The 20,533-nt window shown below is 70.5% G+C and carries 16 protein-coding genes and 5 tRNA genes; 12 read left to right on the top strand and 9 right to left on the bottom strand.

The window, feature by feature from the left end; genetic code table 11:
• The first annotated feature begins 11 nt into the window (after positions 1-11).
• Positions 12-206 (top strand): acyl-CoA carboxylase subunit epsilon, encoded by a 195-nt coding sequence (locus tag ACFT32_RS34160; protein ID WP_020271460.1) that lies wholly within the window; start codon positions 12-14, stop codon positions 204-206.
• 151 nt (positions 207-357) lie between these two features.
• Here the strand turns inward: ACFT32_RS34160 and ACFT32_RS34155 are convergent, their stop codons facing one another.
• From ACFT32_RS34155 to ACFT32_RS34120, 8 genes are all read right to left on the bottom strand, one after another.
• Positions 358-939, bottom strand: coding sequence for an ATP/GTP-binding protein (locus ACFT32_RS34155; RefSeq protein WP_009314218.1), 582 nt, complete (start codon positions 937-939; stop codon positions 358-360).
• Complete coding sequence (locus tag ACFT32_RS34150) at positions 920-1,498, bottom strand: DUF742 domain-containing protein (protein WP_193481902.1); 579 nt, start codon at positions 1,496-1,498, stop codon at positions 920-922. The genes ACFT32_RS34155 and ACFT32_RS34150 overlap by 20 nt, the downstream gene beginning before the upstream one ends.
• 94 nt (positions 1,499-1,592) lie before the next feature.
• Complete coding sequence (locus ACFT32_RS34145) at positions 1,593-2,006, bottom strand: roadblock/LC7 domain-containing protein (protein WP_003993185.1); 414 nt, start codon at positions 2,004-2,006, stop codon at positions 1,593-1,595.
• Positions 2,007-2,016: 10 nt separating this feature from the next.
• Entirely contained in the window at positions 2,017-5,328 is a 3,312-nt protein-coding gene (locus ACFT32_RS34140; protein WP_382496995.1) for a nitrate- and nitrite sensing domain-containing protein, read from the bottom strand.
• A 377-nt stretch (positions 5,329-5,705) separates the two neighbouring features.
• Complete coding sequence (locus tag ACFT32_RS34135) at positions 5,706-6,281, bottom strand: ATP/GTP-binding protein (RefSeq protein ID WP_104781463.1); 576 nt, start codon at positions 6,279-6,281, stop codon at positions 5,706-5,708.
• On the bottom strand, positions 6,262-6,657 hold the full coding sequence (locus ACFT32_RS34130; RefSeq protein ID WP_053668780.1) for a DUF742 domain-containing protein: 396 nt from the start codon (positions 6,655-6,657) through the stop codon (positions 6,262-6,264). The genes ACFT32_RS34135 and ACFT32_RS34130 overlap by 20 nt, the downstream gene beginning before the upstream one ends.
• 110 nt (positions 6,658-6,767) lie before the next feature.
• On the bottom strand, positions 6,768-7,181 hold the full coding sequence (locus ACFT32_RS34125; RefSeq protein ID WP_030667329.1) for a roadblock/LC7 domain-containing protein: 414 nt from the start codon (positions 7,179-7,181) through the stop codon (positions 6,768-6,770).
• 9 nt (positions 7,182-7,190) lie between these two features.
• Complete coding sequence (locus ACFT32_RS34120) at positions 7,191-11,069, bottom strand: nitrate- and nitrite sensing domain-containing protein (protein ID WP_382496993.1); 3,879 nt, start codon at positions 11,067-11,069, stop codon at positions 7,191-7,193.
• A 600-nt stretch (positions 11,070-11,669) separates the two neighbouring features.
• Between ACFT32_RS34120 and ACFT32_RS34115 the strand changes: the two genes are divergently transcribed.
• The 10 genes from ACFT32_RS34115 to ACFT32_RS34070 all read left to right on the top strand — a co-directional run bounded on the left by ACFT32_RS34115 (position 11,670) and on the right by ACFT32_RS34070 (position 18,003).
• Positions 11,670-11,861: a hypothetical protein gene (locus ACFT32_RS34115; RefSeq protein WP_382496991.1), complete on the top strand. Its 192-nt coding sequence runs from the start codon at positions 11,670-11,672 to the stop codon at positions 11,859-11,861.
• A 173-nt stretch (positions 11,862-12,034) separates the two neighbouring features.
• Positions 12,035-12,811 carry a fumarylacetoacetate hydrolase family protein gene (locus tag ACFT32_RS34110; protein WP_382496989.1) on the top strand — a complete coding sequence of 259 codons (777 nt, stop codon included), beginning with the start codon at positions 12,035-12,037 and terminating at the stop codon, positions 12,809-12,811.
• Entirely contained in the window at positions 12,804-14,288 is a 1,485-nt protein-coding gene (gltX, locus tag ACFT32_RS34105; protein WP_382496987.1) for a glutamate--tRNA ligase, read from the top strand. The genes ACFT32_RS34110 and gltX overlap by 8 nt, the downstream gene beginning before the upstream one ends.
• A 170-nt stretch (positions 14,289-14,458) precedes the next feature.
• A complete protein-coding gene (locus ACFT32_RS34100) occupies positions 14,459-16,678 on the top strand; it encodes a FlgD immunoglobulin-like domain containing protein (protein ID WP_382496985.1) in 2,220 nt (739 codons plus the stop codon).
• Between the two features lie 29 nt (positions 16,679-16,707).
• Positions 16,708-17,439, top strand: coding sequence for an HAD family hydrolase (locus tag ACFT32_RS34095; protein ID WP_382496983.1), 732 nt, complete (start codon positions 16,708-16,710; stop codon positions 17,437-17,439).
• 91 nt (positions 17,440-17,530) lie between these two features.
• Positions 17,531-17,602 (top strand) — tRNA-Gln (locus tag ACFT32_RS34090).
• A 21-nt stretch (positions 17,603-17,623) separates the two neighbouring features.
• Positions 17,624-17,696: transfer RNA gene (locus ACFT32_RS34085), tRNA-Glu, on the top strand.
• A gap of 41 nt (positions 17,697-17,737) precedes the next feature.
• Positions 17,738-17,810, top strand: a tRNA-Glu gene (locus ACFT32_RS34080).
• Positions 17,811-17,830: 20 nt separating this feature from the next.
• Positions 17,831-17,902, top strand: a tRNA-Gln gene (locus tag ACFT32_RS34075).
• Positions 17,903-17,930: 28 nt separating this feature from the next.
• Positions 17,931-18,003 (top strand) — tRNA-Glu (locus ACFT32_RS34070).
• A 184-nt stretch (positions 18,004-18,187) separates the two neighbouring features.
• Here ACFT32_RS34070 and ndgR read toward each other — a convergent pair.
• Positions 18,188-18,904 (bottom strand): IclR family transcriptional regulator NdgR, encoded by a 717-nt coding sequence (ndgR, locus tag ACFT32_RS34065; protein WP_184598579.1) that lies wholly within the window; start codon positions 18,902-18,904, stop codon positions 18,188-18,190.
• Positions 18,905-19,100: 196 nt separating this feature from the next.
• On the opposite strand from ndgR, the gene leuC reads away from it, so the two are divergent.
• Positions 19,101-20,528 (top strand): 3-isopropylmalate dehydratase large subunit, encoded by a 1,428-nt coding sequence (leuC, locus tag ACFT32_RS34060; protein ID WP_382496981.1) that lies wholly within the window; start codon positions 19,101-19,103, stop codon positions 20,526-20,528.
• The last annotated feature ends 5 nt before the right edge of the window (positions 20,529-20,533 follow it).

The raw sequence follows: 20,533 nt of genomic DNA, 5'->3' as shown, positions 1-20,533 counted from the left end.
GACTGACACCCATGGACACCCCTGACATCCGCGTCGAGAAGGGCCACGCCGAGCCCGAGGAAGTCGCCGCCATCACGGCGATCCTCCTGGCCCGCGCCGCCGCCCGCCCCACCGACCCGACCCCGACGCACCGCGGCCGCGTCAAGGCCGGCTGGCGCCGCCTGGAACGCGAGCCGGGCTTCCGAGCCCCGCACAGCTGGCGCTGAGACAAGCCGAAGAGGCCCCTCCGATTCCGGAGGGGCCTCTTCGGCTTGGGGGCGCGGGGAACTGCGCGACAAGCCCCCCACAACCCGCACCCGGCAACGCAACAGCCCCCGGCAACCCAGAGGCCGCCAGGGGCTGTCCCACAGCTACTGACTACCGAAGCCGTGCCATGAGCGCGTGCTCAACCAGCGTGATCAACGCAGACTTCGCATCGGCCCGATGCCGCGCATCCGTCGTGATGATCGGCGTGTCCGGCCCGATCTGCAGAGCCTCCCGCACCTCGTCCGGGTTGTACGGCTGCTGCCCGTCGAACCCGTTCAGCGCGATCACGAACGGCAGACCCGAGTTCTCGAAGTAGTCGACGGCCGGGAAGCAGTCGGCCAGACGCCGCGTGTCCACCAGCACGATCGCGCCGATGGCACCCCGCACCAGGTCGTCCCACATGAACCAGAAGCGGTCCTGACCGGGCGTACCGAAGAGGTACAGGATCAGGTCCTGGTCCAGGGTGATACGGCCGAAGTCCATGGCGACCGTGGTGGTCGTCTTGTCCCCGGTGTGGGTGAGGTCGTCGATGCCGGCCGAAGCTGACGTCATGACGGCCTCGGTACGCAGCGGGTTGATCTCCGAGACGGCCCCGACGAACGTGGTCTTGCCCACGCCGAAGCCACCCGCCACCACGATCTTCGCTGAGGTGGTGGAGCGGGAAGGACCGCCGCTAGAGCTTGCGAAGTCCACTGAGCACCCTTTCGAGCAGTGTCACGTCTGGCTGGCCGCCGGCGTTCTCGTCGCCGCCGGGCTGATGGATGGCGACCAGTCCCGCCTCCGCCAAGTCGGCGACGAGGATCCTGGCCACGCCGAGAGGGATCGTGAGGAGCGCCGAGATCTCGGCGACCGACTTGATTTCCCGGCAGAGGTTGCAGATCCGCTGATGCTCGGGCAACTGGCCCTGCATCTGGTGCGGCTGCGCAGTGGTGTGCACCAGCGCCTCGATGGCGAGCTGGTAGCGCGGGCGGGTCCGGCCGCCGGTCATGGCGTACGGACGCACCAGCGGGTTGTTCGACGCGCCGGCGGGCGCCGGCTCGGGGGTGCGGCGCTGCGGCTGCACAGGCTGGATACGCGGGGCCGGTGGCTGGTCGTACGGCGACGGGCCGGGGCCCTGCGGCGCGTACGGCTGCCGGTGGCTCGGTGTGGAGGGGAAGTTGTAACGGTTCGGGTTCTGGCCACCGTCGTTCTGGCCCTGGGCAGGGCCGTACGACCAGTTGCCCGAAGACGAACCGCCTGGGGGTGTTGCCACTTTCTCCTCCTCCGACTGTGCCTGGCACCCATCGCTGTGGAGCCGCGTCCCGAAACTTTACGGCCACGGGACGCCAAAACGCACCGTCCGTCCGTTAGTTGAGCAGGCTCCCCTGGAGCTCCGCACGAAGGTCCGGTGTCAGGACCGTACCGGCTCGGTCGACCAGCAGTGCCATCTCGTACCCGATGAGACCGATGTCCGCCTCGGGATGTGCGAGAACCGCGAGGGAGGAGCCGTCGGATACGGACATGATGAACAGGAATCCCCGCTCCATCTCCACAACCGTCTGGTTCACAGCGCCTCCCTCGAAGATCCGGGATGCGCCCGCCGTCAGTGACGTCAGACCGGAAGCGACGGCCGCGAGCTGGTCGGCGCGGTCGCGGGGAAAGCCTTCGGACATCGCCAGAAGGAGTCCGTCGGCGGAGACCACCACCGTGTGGGACACCCCCGGGGTGTTGTCCACGAAGTTGGTGATCAACCAGTTCAGGTTCTGTGCCGCCTGGCTCATCGGGCTCACACTAACGCTCCTGGTTGTAGGTGCTGTCAGGACCGAAGCCCTGGCCGTTCGTTTCACTGCCTGCGTTGCGTCCGCGTTCCACGCCGCGGCGCAGGTTGCTCAGCCTGCCCCGGACGTCCTCCGGGGCGCGGGAGACCTGGGGGCCTCCCTGGGGGGTGCTCTCGGCGGCACCCTCGATCAGGTTGGCCTTGGGTACCCGCCTCGGCAGACCGGAGGAGGTGACCCCGCCGGCCCTGGGCTTCCGGAGCTGCGAAGCCTGCTGCCACCGCTCGTCGTTCGCCGAGCGCCAGTCGCTGTCGCCGGTGCTCTCCGGGGTGGAAGCCGGAGGCTCCTGGCTCGCGTGCCGCGCGCCGCCCGTGCCGTTCGCACCGCTCGCAGTGGATCCGCGGCGGGGAAGTCCCGCGTCGGTCATCGAGTGGGCGGCGGAGTGGGCCGGTCCCGGACGGTCGAAGCCTACGCGGTCCTGCTCACTTGCGTCAGCGGCCTGCGCAGATTCCGTTTCCTGGGCCTGAGAAGGGTACTGGCTCGGGTAGCCGTTCTGGTAGCCGTCCTGCTGCGGCCAGTCGTCCTGGTGACGACGCTGCTCGAAGGCGGCGAAGCCGCCGGGCCCGCCCGCACCCGGCGCCGAGGGCTCCTGCTGGGCCGGCTCCGCATAGGAGGGGTCCGGGTAGCCGCCGTTCGGCGAGAAGGTGTCGTTCTGCGGCATGCCGCCGTTCGGCGCGTAGTACTGCTCGTCGTACGCAGGGCGCTGCGGCTCCTCGTACGCCGTGTGCCGCTGCTCCTCGTACTGCGCCTGCTGGTCCTCGTACGTCGCCTGACGGTCGTACGCGGAGGGCTGCTGCTGGGGGTAGCCGGTCTGGCCCGTGTCGTAGGCCTGGCCGGTGTCGTAGCCCTGCTGCCCGTTGAAGTCCTCGGGGTACGCATGCCCCTCGTCGGGGTCCTGCTGGTTCCGCCCGGGCAGGGCGGGCTGGTCGTGCGACTGGGCCTCCAGGGCCGCCCTGCGCTCCTCGCGCATCAGGGAGCGGCCGACGGGGTCCAGCTCACGTATGTCGTCGGGGACCTCGGAGTAGCGGCTGTCGTCGAAGCCGAGCTCAGCGGCCGTGCGCATGGGCTGCTGGTTGAAGTTCTCGCCGCCGAAGTTCTGCTCGGGGATGATCTGCGAGACGGTGAACTCGTCGCGGTCCACGTGCTGCTCGCCGCCACCACCGTGGGTGATCGCGTCGGGCAGCATGACCAGCGAGGTCGTACCCGCCTGCTCGCCCGAGGGGCGCAGCTGGACGCGGATGCCGTGCCGGTCGGACAGCCGGCCGACCACGAAGAGGCCCATGCGCTGCGAGATCGCGGCGTCCACCGTCGGCGGGTTGGCCAGCTTGTGGTTGATGTCCGCGAAGTCCTCGGCGGTGAGGCCGATGCCCTTGTCGTGGATCTCGATCATGACCCGACCGTCGGGGAGACGGGTGGCGGTCACGCGAACCTTGGTCTGCGGGGAGGAGAACGTCGTGGCGTTCTCCAGCAGCTCGGCGAGCAGGTGCACGAGGTCGGTCACGGCACGGCCGTGGATCTCGGCCTCCGGGACGCCGGACAGCTCGATGCGCTCGTACTGCTCCACCTCGGAGGAGGCGGCGCGCAGCACGTCGACCAGCGGCACCGGCTGGTCCCAGCGGCGGCCGGGCTCCTCGCCGGCGAGGACCAGCAGGTTCTCGCCGTTGCGGCGCATACGGGTCGCGAGGTGGTCCAGCCGGAAGAGGTTCTCCAGCTGGTCCGGGTCGGCCTCGTTGTTCTCCAGGTCGGTGATCAGGGTCAGCTGGCCCTCGATCAGCGACTGGTTGCGGCGCGACAGGTTGGTGAAGATCGCGTTGATGTTGCCCCGCAGCAGGGCCTGCTCGGCGGCGAGCCGGACGGCCTCGCGGTGGACCTGGTCGAAGGCGCGGGCGACTTCGCCGATCTCGTCGGTGGTGGTGATCGGGATGGCCTGGACCCGGGTGTCGACGCGGCCGGGGTCGGTGCGCGAGAGCTGGTCGACCAGCATCGGCAGACGCTGCTCGGCGATGCCGAAGGCGGCGTTGCGCAGCTGGCGCATCGAGCGGCTCATCTGGCGGGCCACCGCGCCGGCCAGGATGAAGGCCAGGAGCAGGGCGACCACGACGGCGGCACCGGTGATGTAGGCGTCCTGCTGGGCGCCGTCGGCGATGTCCGAGGCTTCACTCACGGCCTTGTCGGCCATGTCCGCCTCGATCTTCTCGTACGCGTTGAACTTGAGCGTGTTGACCGCCCACCAGTTCTCGGCGGTGACGCCCTTCTCGGCGAGGGCGGCGCGGGCGCTCGGGTCGGTGCTCGGGAGCGTCGCGACGGCCGAGACCATCGTCGTCGGGTTGGACGGCGGGGGGACGTAGTCCGGGTTCTTGGCCTTGGCCTCCCGGGCCATCGCGGCGCCGTCGGTCTTCAGCTTCGCCTCGGCCGTCTTGAGCTTGGCCGCGTCCTGCTCGGTACCACCGCCGATGTACTCCTCGACGGCGATGCGCTCGAGGTAGGCGTACGAGGACAGGGCGATGCGCTGGCTGGCCAGGTTGCCGTCGTCCGGGCCCGGCTTGACCAGGATGTGCATGCCGATCGAGCGCTGCAGCGACAGGGCCGCCTTGGTGAGCTCGATGGCGTACACGGTCCGGCCGTAGCTGGTGATGTTGCCGGTGCCCAGGCCGAGCTCGTTGGCGAACTCCGTCAGCGGGTGGGCGACCTCGACGTAGCCCTCCTCGGTCTGCACACCCTTGAGCTTGGAGGTGTACGCGACCTGGCGCAGGGTCTGCAGCTTCGGCTCCGCCTCGCGGAACAGCTTCAGACGGCGCTCGAGGCCGGGCTTCGCCGGCATGCTCTGGGCCGCGGTGTCGAAGGCGTCGGCCGCCTCGTCCGTGGCCTTGCGGACCTGGGTGACCGTCGCCTTGTCCTGGGCGGTCTGGGCGCTGCCCTTCAGCAGGGGCGCCGCCGAGGTGTCGCGCTCGTTGTAGAGGGCGTTGGCGTACAGCAGGGAGGCGCGCACCAGGCGCGCGGTGTTCTCCGCGTCCTCGGCCTCCTGCCAGGTGTCGATCGAGCTCTTCACCTGGAAGCCGCCCATGACGAGGCCGACCAGCACGGGTATGAGCAGGATCGCGTTGAGCCTGGTCGCCACGCGCCAGTTGCGCGGGGAGAGACGGCCGCTGCTCTCGGCAGGCGTGGCCGTCGGCTCCGAACCGGGCACGGGGGCGGGCGCCGCTGTGCGCGGCGGCGGGGTGAAGTTGCCCCGGGCCGACGGCTCGGGACTGTTCTTGCTTCGCCTCACTCGACCAACAACCTCTCGGCGGTCGGCACCAACGTTGTGCCGCAGTGTCTCAGCGCCCAACACGCCATCGACGGACGAGTGCGTCATTGACTATTGGGCAGTTCAGGCATTCCAGCACGACGACCTGCGCTCTTCCAAACAGTCCGAGGCAGGGATTCCGAGTGATGTAAGCCCCAGATAAAACGGTCATAAAGAACGAGCCCCGCCAAAAGGCGGGGCGATTGTGCGCGCAGCGAGACCGGATGTGCGCGACGCGTGGCCGTACCACCCGATTCCTCTGCCGAAACGTTATGAACACCTTGGCCGACCGTGTCAAAGGACACAGTCGGCTCCGGTGTATCTACGACAACTTCCGTATGGCGCTCTCGAATTGGGTGCTACCTCAGCCGTGCCATCAAAGCGTGCTCGACCAGCGTGATCAGGGCACTCTTCGCATCGGCCCGGTGGCGGGCGTCCGTCGTGATGATCGGGGTGTCCGGCCCGATCTGCAACGCCTCGCGCACCTCCTCGGGCTGGTAGGGCTGCTGGCCGTCGAAGCCGTTCAGCGCCACGACGAAGGGCAGGCCGCTGTTCTCGAAGTAGTCGACGGCCGGGAAGCAGTCGGCCAGCCGGCGCGTGTCCACCAGGACCACCGCGCCGATGGCGCCGCGCACCAGGTCGTCCCACATGAACCAGAAGCGGTCCTGGCCCGGTGTACCGAACAGGTACAGGATCAGGTCCTGGTCCAGGGTGATACGGCCGAAGTCCATGGCCACCGTGGTGGTGGTCTTGTCCCCGGTGTGGGTCAGGTCGTCGATCCCCGCGCTGGCGGAGGTCATGACGGCCTCCGTGCGCAGCGGGTTGATCTCCGAGACGGCGCCGACGAACGTGGTCTTGCCCACGCCGAAGCCGCCTGCCACCACGATCTTCGCGGACGTGGTGGAACGACCCGCGTCAGAGCTTGCGAAGTCCACTGAGCACCCTTTCGAGCAGTGTCACGTCCGGTGCACCGGTGGCGTCGTCGCCGCCCGGCTGGTGGATCGCGACGAGACCGGCCTCCGCGAGGTCCGCGACGAGGATCCTGGCCACACCCAGCGGCATGTTGAGCAGCGCCGAGACCTCGGCGACCGACTTCACCTCACGGCACAGGTGGCAGATGCGCTGGTGCTCCGGCAGCAGCCCCATGAGCGCCGCGGGGTCCGCGGTCGTGCTGATCAGAGCCTCGATGGCCAGCTGGTAGCGCGGCCGCGTCCGGCCGCCGGTCATGGCGTAAGGCCGTACCAGCGGCTGGTCGCCCTCGTCCTCGTACGGCTCCGCGTACGGATCATGAGAGGCGGGGGGCGGGGTCATGGGTCCTCCGGGCGGGACAGCAAGTCGGTCAGTCGAGCCGTCTGACGGGGCCTGTGTGGGGTGTGTGGCGGCCGGACGGTGATGTGGTGAGACGGGTGGTGCCGGGCCGTTCAGTGGAGCAGACTGCCTTGGAGCTCAGCTCGCAGGTCGGGGGTGAGGACCGCGCCCGCGCGGTCGACCAGGAGCGCCATCTCGTAGCCGACGAGGCCGATGTCGCAATCGGGGTGTGCCAGGACGGCCAGCGACGAGCCGTCCGAGACGGACATCAGGAACAGGAATCCGCGCTCCATCTCCACGACCGTCTGCGCGACGTCGCCGCCCTCGAAGATCCGGGAGGCGCCTGCCGTCAGGGACGTCAGGCCCGAGGCGACGGCCGCGAGCTGGTCCGCGCGGTCACGCGGGAAGCCCTCCGACATCGCCAGGAGGAGACCGTCGGCGGACACGACGACGGTGTGGGACACCCCGGGGGTGTTGTCCACGAAGTTGGTGATCAACCAGTTGAGGTTCTGTGCCGCCTGGCTCATCGGACTCAACTAACGCTCCTGCTGGTGAGAGGGTCGAGGGAAGCTGCCGGTCTGGGTGGACCCGGCCTGACGACCCTGTGCGATACCGCGACGGAGATTGGTCAGCCGGCCCCGGACGTCATCGGGCGCCCGGGAGATCTGCGGACCACTCTGCTGCGCCGGTTGCTGCTGAGCCGTGCCCGCGACGAGGTTCGCCCGGGGCACACGGCGCGGCAGGCCGGAGGTGGTGACACCGCCCGCGGCGGGCTGGCGGACGCGCTCGGCCTGGCGGCCGAGATCGTCGTTGGGTGAACTGCGCCAGCCGGCGGGTGCGGACGACCGCTGCGGACCGGTGGGTCCCTGCGGTTGCTGAGGGGACGGAGCCGAGCCGTTGTTCTGCGGCTGCTGCTCCTGCTGGCCGTGTTGGCCGTGGAACCAGTTGGTCTCGAGTGTGTCGTACAGCGGCGTACGACCGTCGCCCGGACCGGACGCCGGCGGCAGGGCCTCGGGCTCCTGCCGGGCGGGCCGGGCCTGCGGGGCGGGCGGCCGCGGTGCGCCGAAGTCGGACCCGCCCCGGCCGCCGTTGACCTGCGGCCGCTCGAACTGGCCCGTGCCACCGGGGTCGGCCGGTGTGGCCGGACCCGGAAGGGTGGGCCGGCCGGAGCCGCCGTCCTGGCGGGGTGCCGGGTACTGGCCGGTGGAGCCGTTGTCCTGGCGCTGCGCCGGGTACTGGCCGGTCGGCCCGTTGTCCTGGCGCGGCACGGGGTACTGGCTGCCGCTGTTGTCCTGGCGGGGTGCCGGGAACTGGCCCGTGGAGCCGTTGTCGTACGACTGCGGGGCCTGCGGTGCCGGGTACTGGCCCGTCGTGGACGACGGGTCGCGGCGGCCGGCCGGGGAGCCGAAGACGTCCGGGCGGACGAACTGGCCCGGGTCGTGCGATCCGTTCGTGCCGGTGGCGAACTGGTCCGAGTGCTGGGGGCCGCCCATGCCGAAGTCGGCGGGCGAGCCGGGGCCCTGCCGGTCGCCGTCACGCGGCACGGCCGGGATTTCCGCCGTCGCGCCCGGGCCATGCCGGTCGTCGATCCGCGGCATCTGGGACGTACGGGAGACGTCCGGCTCCTCGTGACCGCGCGGGGCGTCCAGCGAGGCACGCGGCACCGGCGGCTGGGCGTTCTCGTCGCTCCAGCTCGGTACGCGCGGCTGCGGGTCGCCACCGGGCAGCTCGGCCCGCGGACCATCGCGCGGCGGCAGCTGCGGCCGACGGCCCTGGCCCTGCTCGGCGTTGCCGCCCGGGCGCTGCGCGCCTCGGCCGCCGAAGGCGTCCTGGCCCTGCGGCCCGTTCGTACCCGCGGCCTGCATGCCCTGCGGGGCACCCGGGGCCTGCCCGAAGCCGGCACCGGCCGGAGCCGGACGGCCCTGCGGGGGCGCGGAGGGAGCACCCTGATCGAACAACGACGGGGACTTCTCGGGACCCTGGGGCCCGCGCGCTCCGCCCGGCGCTCCCGGACGGCCGCCGTCCGCGTCCCGCCCGGGCAGCGCGGCCCGCGGGCTCTGGCCAGGACCGAGCCGGCCCGCGCCGGACGCGGCGGCACCGAAGGCACCGCCACCGGAGGGACCCGCCCCGAGCGCGCCGCCGCCCTGGCCGGCACCGGCGCCACGCCGGGCCGCGGCCACACCGGCGGCGGCCTGCGCGGCGGCCGGACCGCCACCGCCGAGCGGCGGCTGGCCGGGCTGCTTGGGCTGGGGCTTCCTGCCGCCCTGGGCGACATCGACGGGCAGCATGACCAGCGCGGTCGTACCACCGGAGTCGGACGGGCGCAGCTGGATGCGGATGCCGTGCCGCTGCGACAGACGGCCGACCACGAACAGACCCATGCGGCGGGAGACGGAGACGTCCACCGTCGGGGGAGAGGCGAGCCGCTCGTTGATCGCGGCCAGGTCCTCCGGCGACAGACCGATACCGGTGTCGTGGATCTCGATCAGCACACGGCCGTCGGGCAGCGCGTGACCGGTGACCTTGACCTTGGTCTGCGGCGAGGAGAACGAGGTCGCGTTCTCCAGCAGCTCGGCGAGCAGGTGCACGAGGTCGTTGACGACCCGGCCGGCCACTTCGGTGGTCGGCACGGCGGCCAGCTCGATGCGCTCGTACTGCTCCACCTCGGACGCGGCGGCGCGGAGCACGTCGACCAGCGGGACCGGGCGGGTCCAGCGGCGGCCGGGCTCCTCACCCGCGAGGACGAGGAGGTTCTCACCGTTACGGCGCATGCGCGTCGCGAGGTGGTCGAGCTTGAACAGCGAGGACAGCTGGTCTGGGTCGGCCTCGCGGGACTCCAGCTCGGAGATCAGCGAGAGCTGGCGCTGGATCAGACCCTGGGAGCGGCGCGAGAGGTTGGTGAACATCGCGTTGACGTTGCCCCGCAGCAGGGCCTGCTCGGCGGCGAGGCGGACCGCCTCGCGGTGCACGTCGTCGAAGGCCGCGGCCACCCGGCCGATCTCGTCCCGGGAGTGCACACCGACCGACTCCACGGACGTGTCGACGTCCTGCGGGTCGGACTCGGACAGCTGCTTGACCAGCTCGGGCAGCCGGTCGGAGGCGACCTTGGTCGCGGTCTCCTCCAGGCGGCGCAGCGAGCGGATCATGGAGCGGGCCACGACGAAGGCGCCGACCAGCGACACACCGAGCACGATCAGGATCAGCGCACCGGAGATGATCGCGTCGCGCTCCGTGGCGCTGCGCAGCTCGCGGGCCTTCTGTTCCATCTCCTCGAGCAGGGTGTGCTCGATGTTCTTCATCTGCTGGATCTTGGTGGAGCTGTCGTCCAGCCAGTCGCGGTAGGACCGCTTGTCCTGCTGGGCGAGACCGCTCGCGGAGACCAGGGCACGGCCCGCGTAGGTGTCGGTGGCCTTGATCGTGGAGTTGCCGCCGTCCTCGATCGGCTTCAGCAGCTCGGCGGCGGCGTCCTCGCCGTAGATGCTCTTGAAGCTTCGGATCTCGGACTTCTGGCTCTCCAGGGACGACTCGGCGTAGAGCCGGTCGTTCGGCGAGAGCTTGCCGGTCGTGGTGTTGCTCGCGGGCAGTGCCGCGGCGAGGGCCGCGCGCTGGATGGAGGAGTACTCCTTGGCGGAGGAGAAGGCCGCCAGTGCCCGGGTGCGCTGGATCATGTCCGGGTTGCTGGTCGCCTCGGCCATGTCCTGGGAGAGGTCGACCAGGTTCTCGATCAGACGGTGGTACGCCTCGATCGTCTGCGTGGAGTTGCCCTCGGAGGCGTAGGCGCTCTTGCGGATCTGCGCCAGGTCGCCCAGCTCGCCGGCGAGCTGGATGAGGTACTCGCGGACGCCCTTGAGGTTGCCTTCCTTGCTGGCGCTGTCGATCTCCTCGGAACTGTCGAGGAAGTTCTTCATCGCCCGGTCGGTCTTCTCGCGAAGACCCTTGACCGTGAAGTCGGTCGCCTTGCCGCCGTGCGCGAGCGGGCCGGCCGACTGGTCGCGCTCCTCCTGGAGCGCGGCCGACAGCTCGGTGGCCTGCTTGGTCATGTCCGTCAGCAGCTTCATGTTGTCGAGCTGCTGGATGTCGTCCATGGACTGGTTGATACGCAGCGCACCCAGCGAGGTGGCCGCGACCACGGGGAGGGCGAGCAGCGAGACCAGTCGGGTGGAGATCCGCCAGTTGCGCAGGGCTATTCGCGGGCCGGGGCCGGTGGGGCCCGTCGGCGGCTTCAGCGGCGGGGACGGATTCGAGGCCCCCGAGGGGGCCGATGGACCGGATCGCCCGGAGTGCTCACCGCCGTCGCCGGCCGAGCCCGGGTTCTGGGCGTGCTGGGGCGCGGGGCCGCCCTTCATGGCGCCAGTCCCGCCGTGCGGCTCCGGCTCCGCCGAAGCGCTGCCATCCCTCTTGAAACGTCCCTGCACTAGCGTCGCAACCTCTGGACCAGGCACCCCGTCGTGTCAGCGGCGGGGCACGGTGTCGGCGTTCTGGGGACGCCCTGAGTACGCCCCCGTGGTGGTCGTGAGTGACCGGCGCTGGCTCCCCCTTCTCGCCGCCACTCGGCGCGTCTGTGCGCCCCCTGTGCGCCGGCTCGATCCTGCGGCGGTCCGTGAGATTCCAGCACAGCACAGGATCTCCAACAAGGCCCGTAGGCCAGGCCGTGACATAGGTGACACCACGTGAGGGCCGGATCACCGGACGTAGAAAGTGAGTTCGTCCATTTCGGACGTAAGCCCGCGAGTCGCAGGGCCATGAGGGGTGTCCCAGTCGCCATGATCAGGAGCGGAATGATGGCTTCAGGGGGTTAATGTCCGTTTCGTGGGGGTGGGGCATGAGTCCGGATTGACCGATTCGGACTCTGATTCGTGAGGAAACTCACATGCTGATCATGGCCCCTCCGTGATTGGGCCGGGAATCCCATGTTTAGCCTGACGCTTTACAGAGATGGCAAAACCGACAACCCGCGCCCGGCGCGAGGTCCAAGGACCCGCGCGGCGCCGTCACAGGACAGGGTCAGGTAAACAGTGAAGACGACGACGATGTTCCACAAGATCGCCAACCCGCGACGCACGACGCTGGCGCACTTGGACGACGCCGACGAACTGCAGACGCCGGAGCAGCCGGAGCACAGCGTCGATCTCCCCGCACAGACCGCCAACCCCAAGCGCACCATCCTCACCGAGGTCCCCGTCGCGGCCGCCGCGGCCGCGGTGTGACACCAGGTAGTACGCGCACCGGCCGCCGACTGCTCAAGGCGGCGGGACACGAACATCGAGGGCGCCCTCCGACAGCGGGGGGCGCCCTTCATCATGAGCACGGAGCGGACACCCGCCCGCGTTAGCCTGGAGCGTCAGACTCCAGCCGCTTCAGTCAAGGGGCCAAGCATCCCGTGCGCATCGCCAGATTCTCCATCGACGGGAACGTCGCCTTCGGCGCCATCGAGGGCGAAAAGCAGGACGAGCTCGTCCTGGACATCATCAAGGGCATCCCGTTCGCGGACTTCGAACTCTCCGGTACGAAGGTGCCGGTGAGCAAGGTCAGGCTGCTGCCCCCGGTGCTCCCCAACAAGGTCGTGGCCTTCGGCCGCAACTACGCCGAGCACGCCAGGGAACTCGGCAACGAGGTCCCCGACGCCCCCTTCGCCTTCTTCAAGCCCTCCACCTCGGTGATCGGCCCCGGCGACGACATCCAGTACCCCTCCTTCTCCGAGGAGCTGCACCACGAGGCAGAGCTGGCCGTCGTCATCGGCCGGATGTGCCGCGAGGTCCCGCGCGAGCGCGTCCGGGACGTGATCTTCGGCTACACCTGCGCCAACGACATCACGGCCCGCGACGTCCAGCGGCGCGAGAAGCAGTGGGCCCGGGCCAAGGGCTTCGACTCCTCCTGCCCGCTGGGCCCCTGGGTGGAGACGGACCTGGACCCGGCCGACCTCACCATCCAGCTCACGGTCAACGGCCAGCAGCGCCAGCTGGGCCGTACGAGCGAGATGATCCACCCCATCGAGGACCTGATCGTCAACATCTCCGAGGCCATGACGCTGCTCCCCGGCGACGTGATCCTCACGGGCACCCCGGCTGGGGTCGGCCCCCTGAACGTCGGCGACGAGGTCGCCGTCACCATCGAAGGCATCGGCACTCTCACCAACAAGGTTGTCAAGCGTGGCTAGCGCACCCGGCACTCCCGTACGCGTCCGTTTCTGTCCCTCGCCCACCGGTAACCCCCACGTGGGCCTGGTGCGCACCGCCCTGTTCAACTGGGCGTTCGCCAAGCACCACCAGGGCACTCTGGTCTTCCGCATCGAGGACACCGACGCGGCCCGCGACTCCGAGGAGTCGTACACCCAGCTGCTCGACTCGATGCGCTGGCTGGGCTTCGACTGGGACGAGGGCCCCGAGATCGGCGGCCCGCACGCGCCGTACCGCCAGTCGCAGCGCATGGACCTGTACAAGGACGTCGCGCGGAAGCTGCTCGACGCCGGCCACGCCTACCGCTGCTACTGCTCTCAGGACGAGCTGGACACCCGCCGCGAGGCCGCCCGCGCCGCCGGCAAGCCCTCCGGCTACGACGGCCACTGCCGCGAGCTGACCGACGCCCAGGTCGAGGAGTACCAGGCCCAGGGCCGGGAGCCGATCGTCCGCTTCCGGATGCCCGACGAGACGATCACCTTCACCGACCTGGTCCGCGGCGAGCTGACCTTCACCCCGGAGAACGTCCCGGACTACGGCATCGTCCGCGCCAACGGCGCCCCGCTCTACACGCTGGTCAACCCGGTCGACGACGCCCTGATGGAGATCACCCACGTCCTGCGCGGCGAGGACCTGCTCTCCTCCACCCCGCGCCAGATCGCCCTGTACAAGGCGCTGGCGGAGCTGGGCATCGCCAAGGAGATCCCCTCCTTCGGCCACCTGCCCTACGTCATGGGCGAGGGCAACAAGAAGCTCTCCAAGCGCGACCCCCAGTCGTCCCTCAACCTCTACCGGGAGCGCGGCTTCCTCCCCGAGGGCCTGCTCAACTACCTCTCCCTGCTCGGCTGGTCCCTCTCGGCCGACCAGGACGTCTTCTCGATCGACGAGATGACCGCGGCGTTCGAGATCTCCGACGTGAACCCCAACCCGGCCCGCTTCGACCTGAAGAAGTGCGAGGCCATCAACAGCGACCACATCCGTCTGCTGGATGTGAAGGACTTCACCGAGCGCTGCCGCCCCTGGCTCCAGGCCCCGTTCGCCCCCTGGGCCCCGGAGGCCTTCGACGAGGCGAAGTGGCAGGCCATCGCTCCGCACGCGCAGACCCGCCTCAAGGTGCTCTCCGAGATCACCGACAACGTCGACTTCCTGTTCCTGGCGGAGCCGGTCGAGGACGAGGCCAGCTGGACCAAGGCCATGAAGGAAGGCTCGGACGCCCTCCTGCGCACCGCCCGCGAGAAGCTGGAGGCCGCCGACTGGACCTCCGCCGAGTCGCTGAAGGAGGCCGTCCTGGCCGCCGGTGAGGCACACGGCCTCAAGCTCGGCAAGGCCCAGGCCCCCGTCCGTGTCGCCGTCACCGGGCGCACGGTCGGCCTGCCGCTGTTCGAGTCCCTGGAGGTCCTGGGCAAGGAGCGGACCCTCGCCCGGATCGACGCGGCGCTGGCGAAGCTGGCCGCGTAACGCACCCACCCACCACGAGGGCGGCGTCCGCTGCGGACGCCGCCCTCGTCGTGTCCGCCCAGCCGTCACCCGGAGTTCACCCTTCCGGCCAACTCCCGTCCCCTGCGGAGACGTTGGATGCCCCCTGTGCACACGGTGCGCGTGTGCGCCCTGGTACCGGGGGAGGGAACATGAGCCGTTCACGAAGACTTGTCCACGCGGCCGTCGGCGGGGTGGTGGCCCTGTCCTGCACCGTGCTGCCGGCCGCACCCGCGCAGGCGGCACCCGCCGCCGACGCGCCGGTGGGCACGGTGCGGCTCGTCACCGAGAAGCGCGTGACCGTCGACTACCCGTGGGCCGGCGCGTCCGGCTTCCAGTACCGGCCGGGAACCACCTCGGTCACCACGGTGGACTACCCCGACGCGGTCCCCCCTGCCCACGCCGGCCCGGACGACCTGGCCAGCGGCACCGACGTCGTGAACACCCGCGACGGCCAGGCCGTCACCCAGAGGCACCGCTCCACAGGCATCACCGCCACCGTCACGATCCCCTCCGGCCACGCCTACCGGGCCGCCGCGGGCTGGAGCGTGCTGACCATGGACGGCACCGGCGCCCTGCACGTCCTGCGCGCCGCCGCCGGCGGCGCCACCACGGACACCCCGGTCACCGGCTTCCCGGCCGGCGCCCGGCCCGTCCTCTACCGCACCGGCGGCTCGGTCGGCCGTCTCGCGATCGTCTACGTGCTGGACGGCAAGACGTCCGTGGGCCTGGCCGACCTCTCCGACGGCGCCTTCCGCACGTACGTGACCAGCGCCGAGGCGACCCCGCAGCTCGCCTTCAACGACCGCTGGCTGGTCGCCGACTGGAAGGCGATCCGGGTGGACGCCGAACCCGGCACCGAGCCCACCGCCCTCACCAGGACCGACGCCCAGCTCGAAGCCGTCGTCGGCGACCAACTCCTGCTCGGCAACCCGATGTTCGTCCTGGGCGGCACCGAGGCCGCGCTGACCGCCCGTTCCCTCGTCACGGGCGCCTCGAGCACCGTGCTCACCTCGTCCTTCGGCGGAATCGGCCCGACCCTGGACGGCGGAGCACTGGCCACCGCGGGCCCCTCCAGCCTCGACTGGGACATCCACCGGATCACCCTCACCGGCAGCGGCGGCCTCACCACCACCAAGGTGGCCCGGGTCCCCGCCGCCGCGACCGGAGTACAGGGACTGGCCGTCGCCGGTGGCGAGTTGTTCCTCTACGGCGCGACACCGGGCGCCTCGCTCCGCTACAGCGGCTTCCAGCTGGCCTCCGACGGCCGTCCCACCGGTGAGCAGACCCGCCGCAGCCCGGCCCTGGCCGCCCCCACCTGCCTCTCCGGCGACGCCGCCTGCCCCCAGCTGGAGGCCCTGGGCGACGGCCGGGTCGGCCAGCTGTGGACCGACGGGACGGGCCAGGAATCCGTCCTCAACGTCGGCCTCGACACCACCACCACGCTCAGCGAGCCCACGGACGGCGACTCCGGCGGCCGGATCGGCGGCAGCACCGGCCGCTACGTGCTCTACAACGGCGCCTCCGGCAAGCAGCGGGTGGTCGACTTCCCGCGCGGCGCGACCGGCGGCGAGACCACCCTCACCCGCGACCGCACCGCCGCAGCGGTCTGGGGGCAGACCCTGTGGACCCCGGGCAGCACCCAGGGCGCGGTCACCGGCCGCAACCTCAAGACCGGCACGACCACCACCATCGCCACCGGCGCCCCCTGCACCCCCACCGACATCCAGGCCGTCAACACCTGGCTGTACTGGTCCTGCGGCACCTCGGCGGGCGTCTACGACCGGGCCACCAACCGCAAGATCACGGTCCCGGCCGACATCGGCCCGGCCCGCCTCGCCGACGGCTTCCTGCTCCGCGAGAACCGCACCACCCACGACCTGCTGCTCACCGACTTCCACACGGGTACGGCCACTACCCGCACCCTGGTGAAGCTGCCGACCGCCGACCAGAACACCGGCGGCAGCAACGGCCGCTGGGCCGTCGACCGCTTCGGCGGCCACATCGCCTACCTCAACGGCACCTACGGCGAGGTGTCGATCGTCCCCAGCGGCGTCCCCACCTCACCGCTCGCGCAGACGGAGGCCCAGGTCTACTCGCCGTCCGTGATCGGCAGATCGTTCCCCTGGTCACCGGTCTGGCAGCTGAACAAGCCGTCCACCTGGACCCTGACCCTGACCACGGCCGCCGGCACCGTCGTCCGCACCCTGACCGGCGCCTCTACCGGAGCAGCCGTACGCCCCGCCTGGGACGGCACCACCGACACCGGCGCCGGGGCCCCGTCCGGCGGCTACACCTGGAAGCTCAGCGCCCGCCCCCGCGACGGCCAGGGGCCGGACCTCACGCTCTCCGGCACCATGACCCTGGGCTGAGCGCGGGGCGCGGTGGGTACGGTCGCACCATGAGCATCCAAGCCGTGGTCTGGGACGTCGACGACACCCTCTTCGACTACACCAGCGCCGACCGCCTCGGCATGAGCGCCCACCTGACGACCGAGGGCCTGCTCGACGACTACGACACCGTCGACCAGGCCCTCGCCCGCTGGCGGGAGATCACCGATCTGCAATGGGCGCGCTTCGCGGCGGGGGAGGCCACCTTCGAGGCCCAGCGGCGCGACCGCGTACGGGTGTTCCTGGGCCGGGAGCTGACCGACGCCGAGGCCGACGCGTGGTTCCGGCGCTACCGCGCCCACTACGAGGAGGTCTGGACCCTCTTCCCGGACGTCCTGCCCGTCCTCGACGCCCTCGCCGCCAGCCACCGGCACGCCGTGCTCTCCAACTCCAGCATCCACGTCCAGGATCACAAGCTGCGCGTCCTCGGCGTCCACGACCGCTTCGAGAGCATCCTGTGCGCCGCCGAGCTCGGCGTCTCCAAGCCCGAGGCCGGCGCGTTCCTCGCCGCCTGCACGGCCCTCGATCTGCCGCCCCACCAGGTCGCCTACGTCGGTGACCACCCGGAGATCGACGGGCGGGGCGCCGCCGACGCCGGGCTGCTGTCGGTGTGGATCGACCGCGGCGGCATGTACGCCACGATCGAGCCGCCCGTCGGTCCGCACCGCATCGCCTCCCTCGCCGAACTGCCCTCTCTGCTCGGCACGGATAGTCGTTTTGGAGCCCCGTCCACCTTCAGGTAATGTTCTTCCTGCGCCGCGGGGAGCGGGCCGGAAGGCAGGAACCCCAGGCGCATTACTAGAACAAGAACCCCCTCAGGGGCTTGCGTTCCAGTGGCCTATGGTGTAATTGGCAGCACGACTGATTCTGGTTCAGTTAGTCTTGGTTCGAGTCCAGGTAGGCCAGCTCGCAGAGCTCATCTGCAAGGCCCCCGTTGTGTAGCGGCCTAGCACGCCGCCCTCTCAAGGCGGTAGCGCCGGTTCGAATCCGGTCGGGGGTACAGGGTTCCGAAGGATCGACGATCATCTCGGAACTGCTAGGGCCCCCGTTGTGTAGCGGCCTAGCACGCCGCCCTCTCAAGGCGGTAGCGCCGGTTCGAATCCGGTCGGGGGTACTGACTGGTCTAAACCACATTGGTCTATGGTGTAATTGGCAGCACGGCTGATTCTGGTTCAGTTAGTCTTGGTTCGAGTCCAGGTAGACCAGCTCGGACCTGCGGAAACGCAGGCTCCACGCCCCCGTTGTGTAGCGGCCTAGCACGCCGCCCTCTCAAGGCGGTAGCGCCGGTTCGAATCCGGTCGGGGGTACGCACTACGAAGGCCCCTCACCTCGGTGAGGGGCCTTCTGTGTATGTCCCAGGGGCGCGGGGAACCGCGCGAGCAACCACTGACGGCCCGCACTCGACGATGAATCCGCCCCTGTCATGGCGCTGAGTCGGGGAAAGCCTGCCGCGGCGTTGAGGCCGACCTTCCCCGAGAGCACCCCGTCGGTTCAGCCAGTGCGTCGCAGCGCCTCGGAGAGGCGCCCCGCCGCATCGATCACAGCCTGCGCATGCATCCGCCCCGGGTGACGCGTCAGGCGCTCGATCGGCCCGGACACCGACACGGCCGCCACCACACGGTTCGACGGCCCCCGCACCGGCGCGGAGACGGACGCGACACCCGGCTCGCGCTCGCCGATCGACTGGGCCCAGCCCCGGCGCCGTACACCCGACAGGGCCGTCGCCGTGAAGCGGGCGCCCTGCAGGCCGCGGTGCAGCCGCTCCGGCTCCTCCCAGGCCAGCAGGATCTGTGCCGAGGAGCCGGCCTTCATCGTGAGCGTCGAGCCGACCGGGACCGTGTCCCGGAGACCGGACAGACGCTCCGCCGCCGCGACGCAGATCCGCATGTCGCCTTGGCGGCGGTAGAGCTGCGCGCTCTCGCCCGTGATGTCACGGACGTGGGTGAGCACCGGGCCGGCGGTGGCGAGGAGACGGTCCTCACCCGCGGCCGCGGCGAGTTCTGCCAGGCGGGGGCCGAGAATGAAACGGCCCTGCATGTCGCGCGCCACCATGCGGTGGTGTTCCAGGGCCACGGCCAGGCGGTGGGCCGTGGGTCGTGCCAGTCCGGTGGCACCGACCAGGCCCGCGAGGGTGGCCGGACCGGACTCCAGAGCGCTCAGGACGAGGGCCGCCTTGTCCAGAACGCCGACGCCGCTACTGTTGTCCATGAAACGATACTCGCGTCTCACTCTGTGAAACGCAAGTTCAATTTTCCGTGGAACCCGCCACTCTTGAAGACACGAAGTCACAACGGCCCGTGACGTACGGGCCTGGCGGCGGATGCCCGGAATCCAGGGGCGCGGGCCCGCCTCCTCAAGATCTCTAGTTGGGCCGGCGGATCGTCGTCGGCCGGAGGGAACAGCGATGGGTAGGACACTCGCGGAGAAAGTCTGGGACGACCATGTCGTCCGGCGCGCCGAGGGCGAGCCCGACCTTCTCTTCATCGATCTGCACCTGCTGCACGAGGTGACCAGCCCGCAGGCCTTCGACGGCCTCCGCAAGAGCGGCCGCAAGGTGCGGCGCCTCGACCTCACCATCGCCACCGAGGACCACAACACCCCCACCCTCGACATCGACAAGCCCATCGCCGACCCGGTCTCCCGGATCCAGCTGGAGACGCTGCGCAAGAACGCCGCCGACTTCGGCGTGCGCCTGCACCCGCTGGGCGACGTCGAGCAGGGCGTCGTGCACGTCGTCGGCCCGCAGCTTGGGCTGACCCAGCCCGGCACCACCGTCGTCTGCGGTGACTCGCACACCTCCACGCACGGTGCCTTCGGCGCCCTGGCGTTCGGCATCGGCACCTCCCAGGTGGAGCACGTGCTGGCCACCCAGACGCTGCCGATGTCCCGCCCGAAGACCATGGCGATCACGGTCAACGGGGAACTGCCCGACGGTGTCACCGCCAAGGACCTGATCCTGGCGATCATCGCGCAGATCGGCACCGGCGGCGGCCAGGGCTACGTGCTGGAGTACCGCGGCGAGGCCATCGAGCAGCTCTCGATGGAGGCCCGCATGACCATCTGCAACATGTCGATCGAGGCCGGTGCCCGCGCGGGCATGATCGCCCCGGACGAGACCACCTTCGCGTACCTCCAGGGCCGTCCGCACGCCCCCGAGGGCGCCGACTGGGACGCGGCCGTCGAGTACTGGAAGACGCTCAGGACGGACGAGGACGCCGAGTTCGACGCCGAGGTCGTCATCGACGCCACCGAGCTGGCGCCGTTCGTCACCTGGGGCACCAACCCCGGCCAGGGCGCACCCCTTTCGGCGTCCGTCCCCGACCCTGCTTCGTACGAAGACGCATCGGAGCGCTTCGCCGCCGAAAAGGCCCTGGAGTACATGGGGTTGGAGGCGGGGCAGCCGCTGCGCTCCATCAAGGTGGACACCGTCTTCGTAGGCTCCTGCACCAACGGCCGCATCGAGGACCTGCGTGCCGCGGCCGAGATCGTGAAGGACCGCAAAGTCGCCGACGGCGTACGGATGCTGGTCGTCCCTGGCTCCGCGCGGGTCGGTCTGCAGGCCGTTTCCGAGGGTCTGGACGTCGTCTTCAAGGACGCCGGCGCCGAATGGCGGCACGCGGGCTGCTCGATGTGTCTGGGCATGAACCCCGACCAGCTGGCCCCGGGTGAGCGCTCCGCGTCCACCTCCAACCGCAACTTCGAGGGCCGGCAGGGCAAGGGCGGCCGTACGCACCTGGTGTCGCCGCAGGTCGCGGCCGCGACCGCCGTCCTGGGCCACCTGGCCTCCCCGGCCGACCTGTCCGCCGACACCCGTACGCCCGCTGGAGTCTGATCAGT

The organism is Streptomyces sp. NPDC057002, assembly GCF_042673825.1.
Classification (GTDB): domain Bacteria; phylum Actinomycetota; class Actinomycetes; order Streptomycetales; family Streptomycetaceae; genus Streptomyces.
Note: the sequence above shows the minus strand (reverse complement) of the source record. Positions and strands in the feature narration are given on the sequence as shown.

Excerpts from the sequence above, each read along its gene's own strand:
- ACFT32_RS34160 (WP_020271460.1), top strand. The coding sequence starts at position 12 with ATGGACACCCCTGACATCCGCGTCGAGAAGGGCCACGCCGAGCCCGAG.
- ACFT32_RS34145 (WP_003993185.1), bottom strand. The coding sequence starts at position 2,006 with ATGAGCCAGGCGGCACAGAACCTGAACTGGTTGATCACCAACTTCGTG.
- ACFT32_RS34130 (WP_053668780.1), bottom strand. The coding sequence starts at position 6,657 with ATGACCCCGCCCCCCGCCTCTCATGATCCGTACGCGGAGCCGTACGAG.
- ACFT32_RS34125 (WP_030667329.1), bottom strand. The coding sequence starts at position 7,181 with ATGAGCCAGGCGGCACAGAACCTCAACTGGTTGATCACCAACTTCGTG.
- ACFT32_RS34100 (WP_382496985.1), top strand. The coding sequence starts at position 14,459 with ATGAGCCGTTCACGAAGACTTGTCCACGCGGCCGTCGGCGGGGTGGTG.
- ACFT32_RS34095 (WP_382496983.1), top strand. The coding sequence starts at position 16,708 with ATGAGCATCCAAGCCGTGGTCTGGGACGTCGACGACACCCTCTTCGAC.
- ndgR (WP_184598579.1), bottom strand. The coding sequence starts at position 18,904 with ATGGACAACAGTAGCGGCGTCGGCGTTCTGGACAAGGCGGCCCTCGTC.
- leuC (WP_382496981.1), top strand. The coding sequence starts at position 19,101 with ATGGGTAGGACACTCGCGGAGAAAGTCTGGGACGACCATGTCGTCCGG.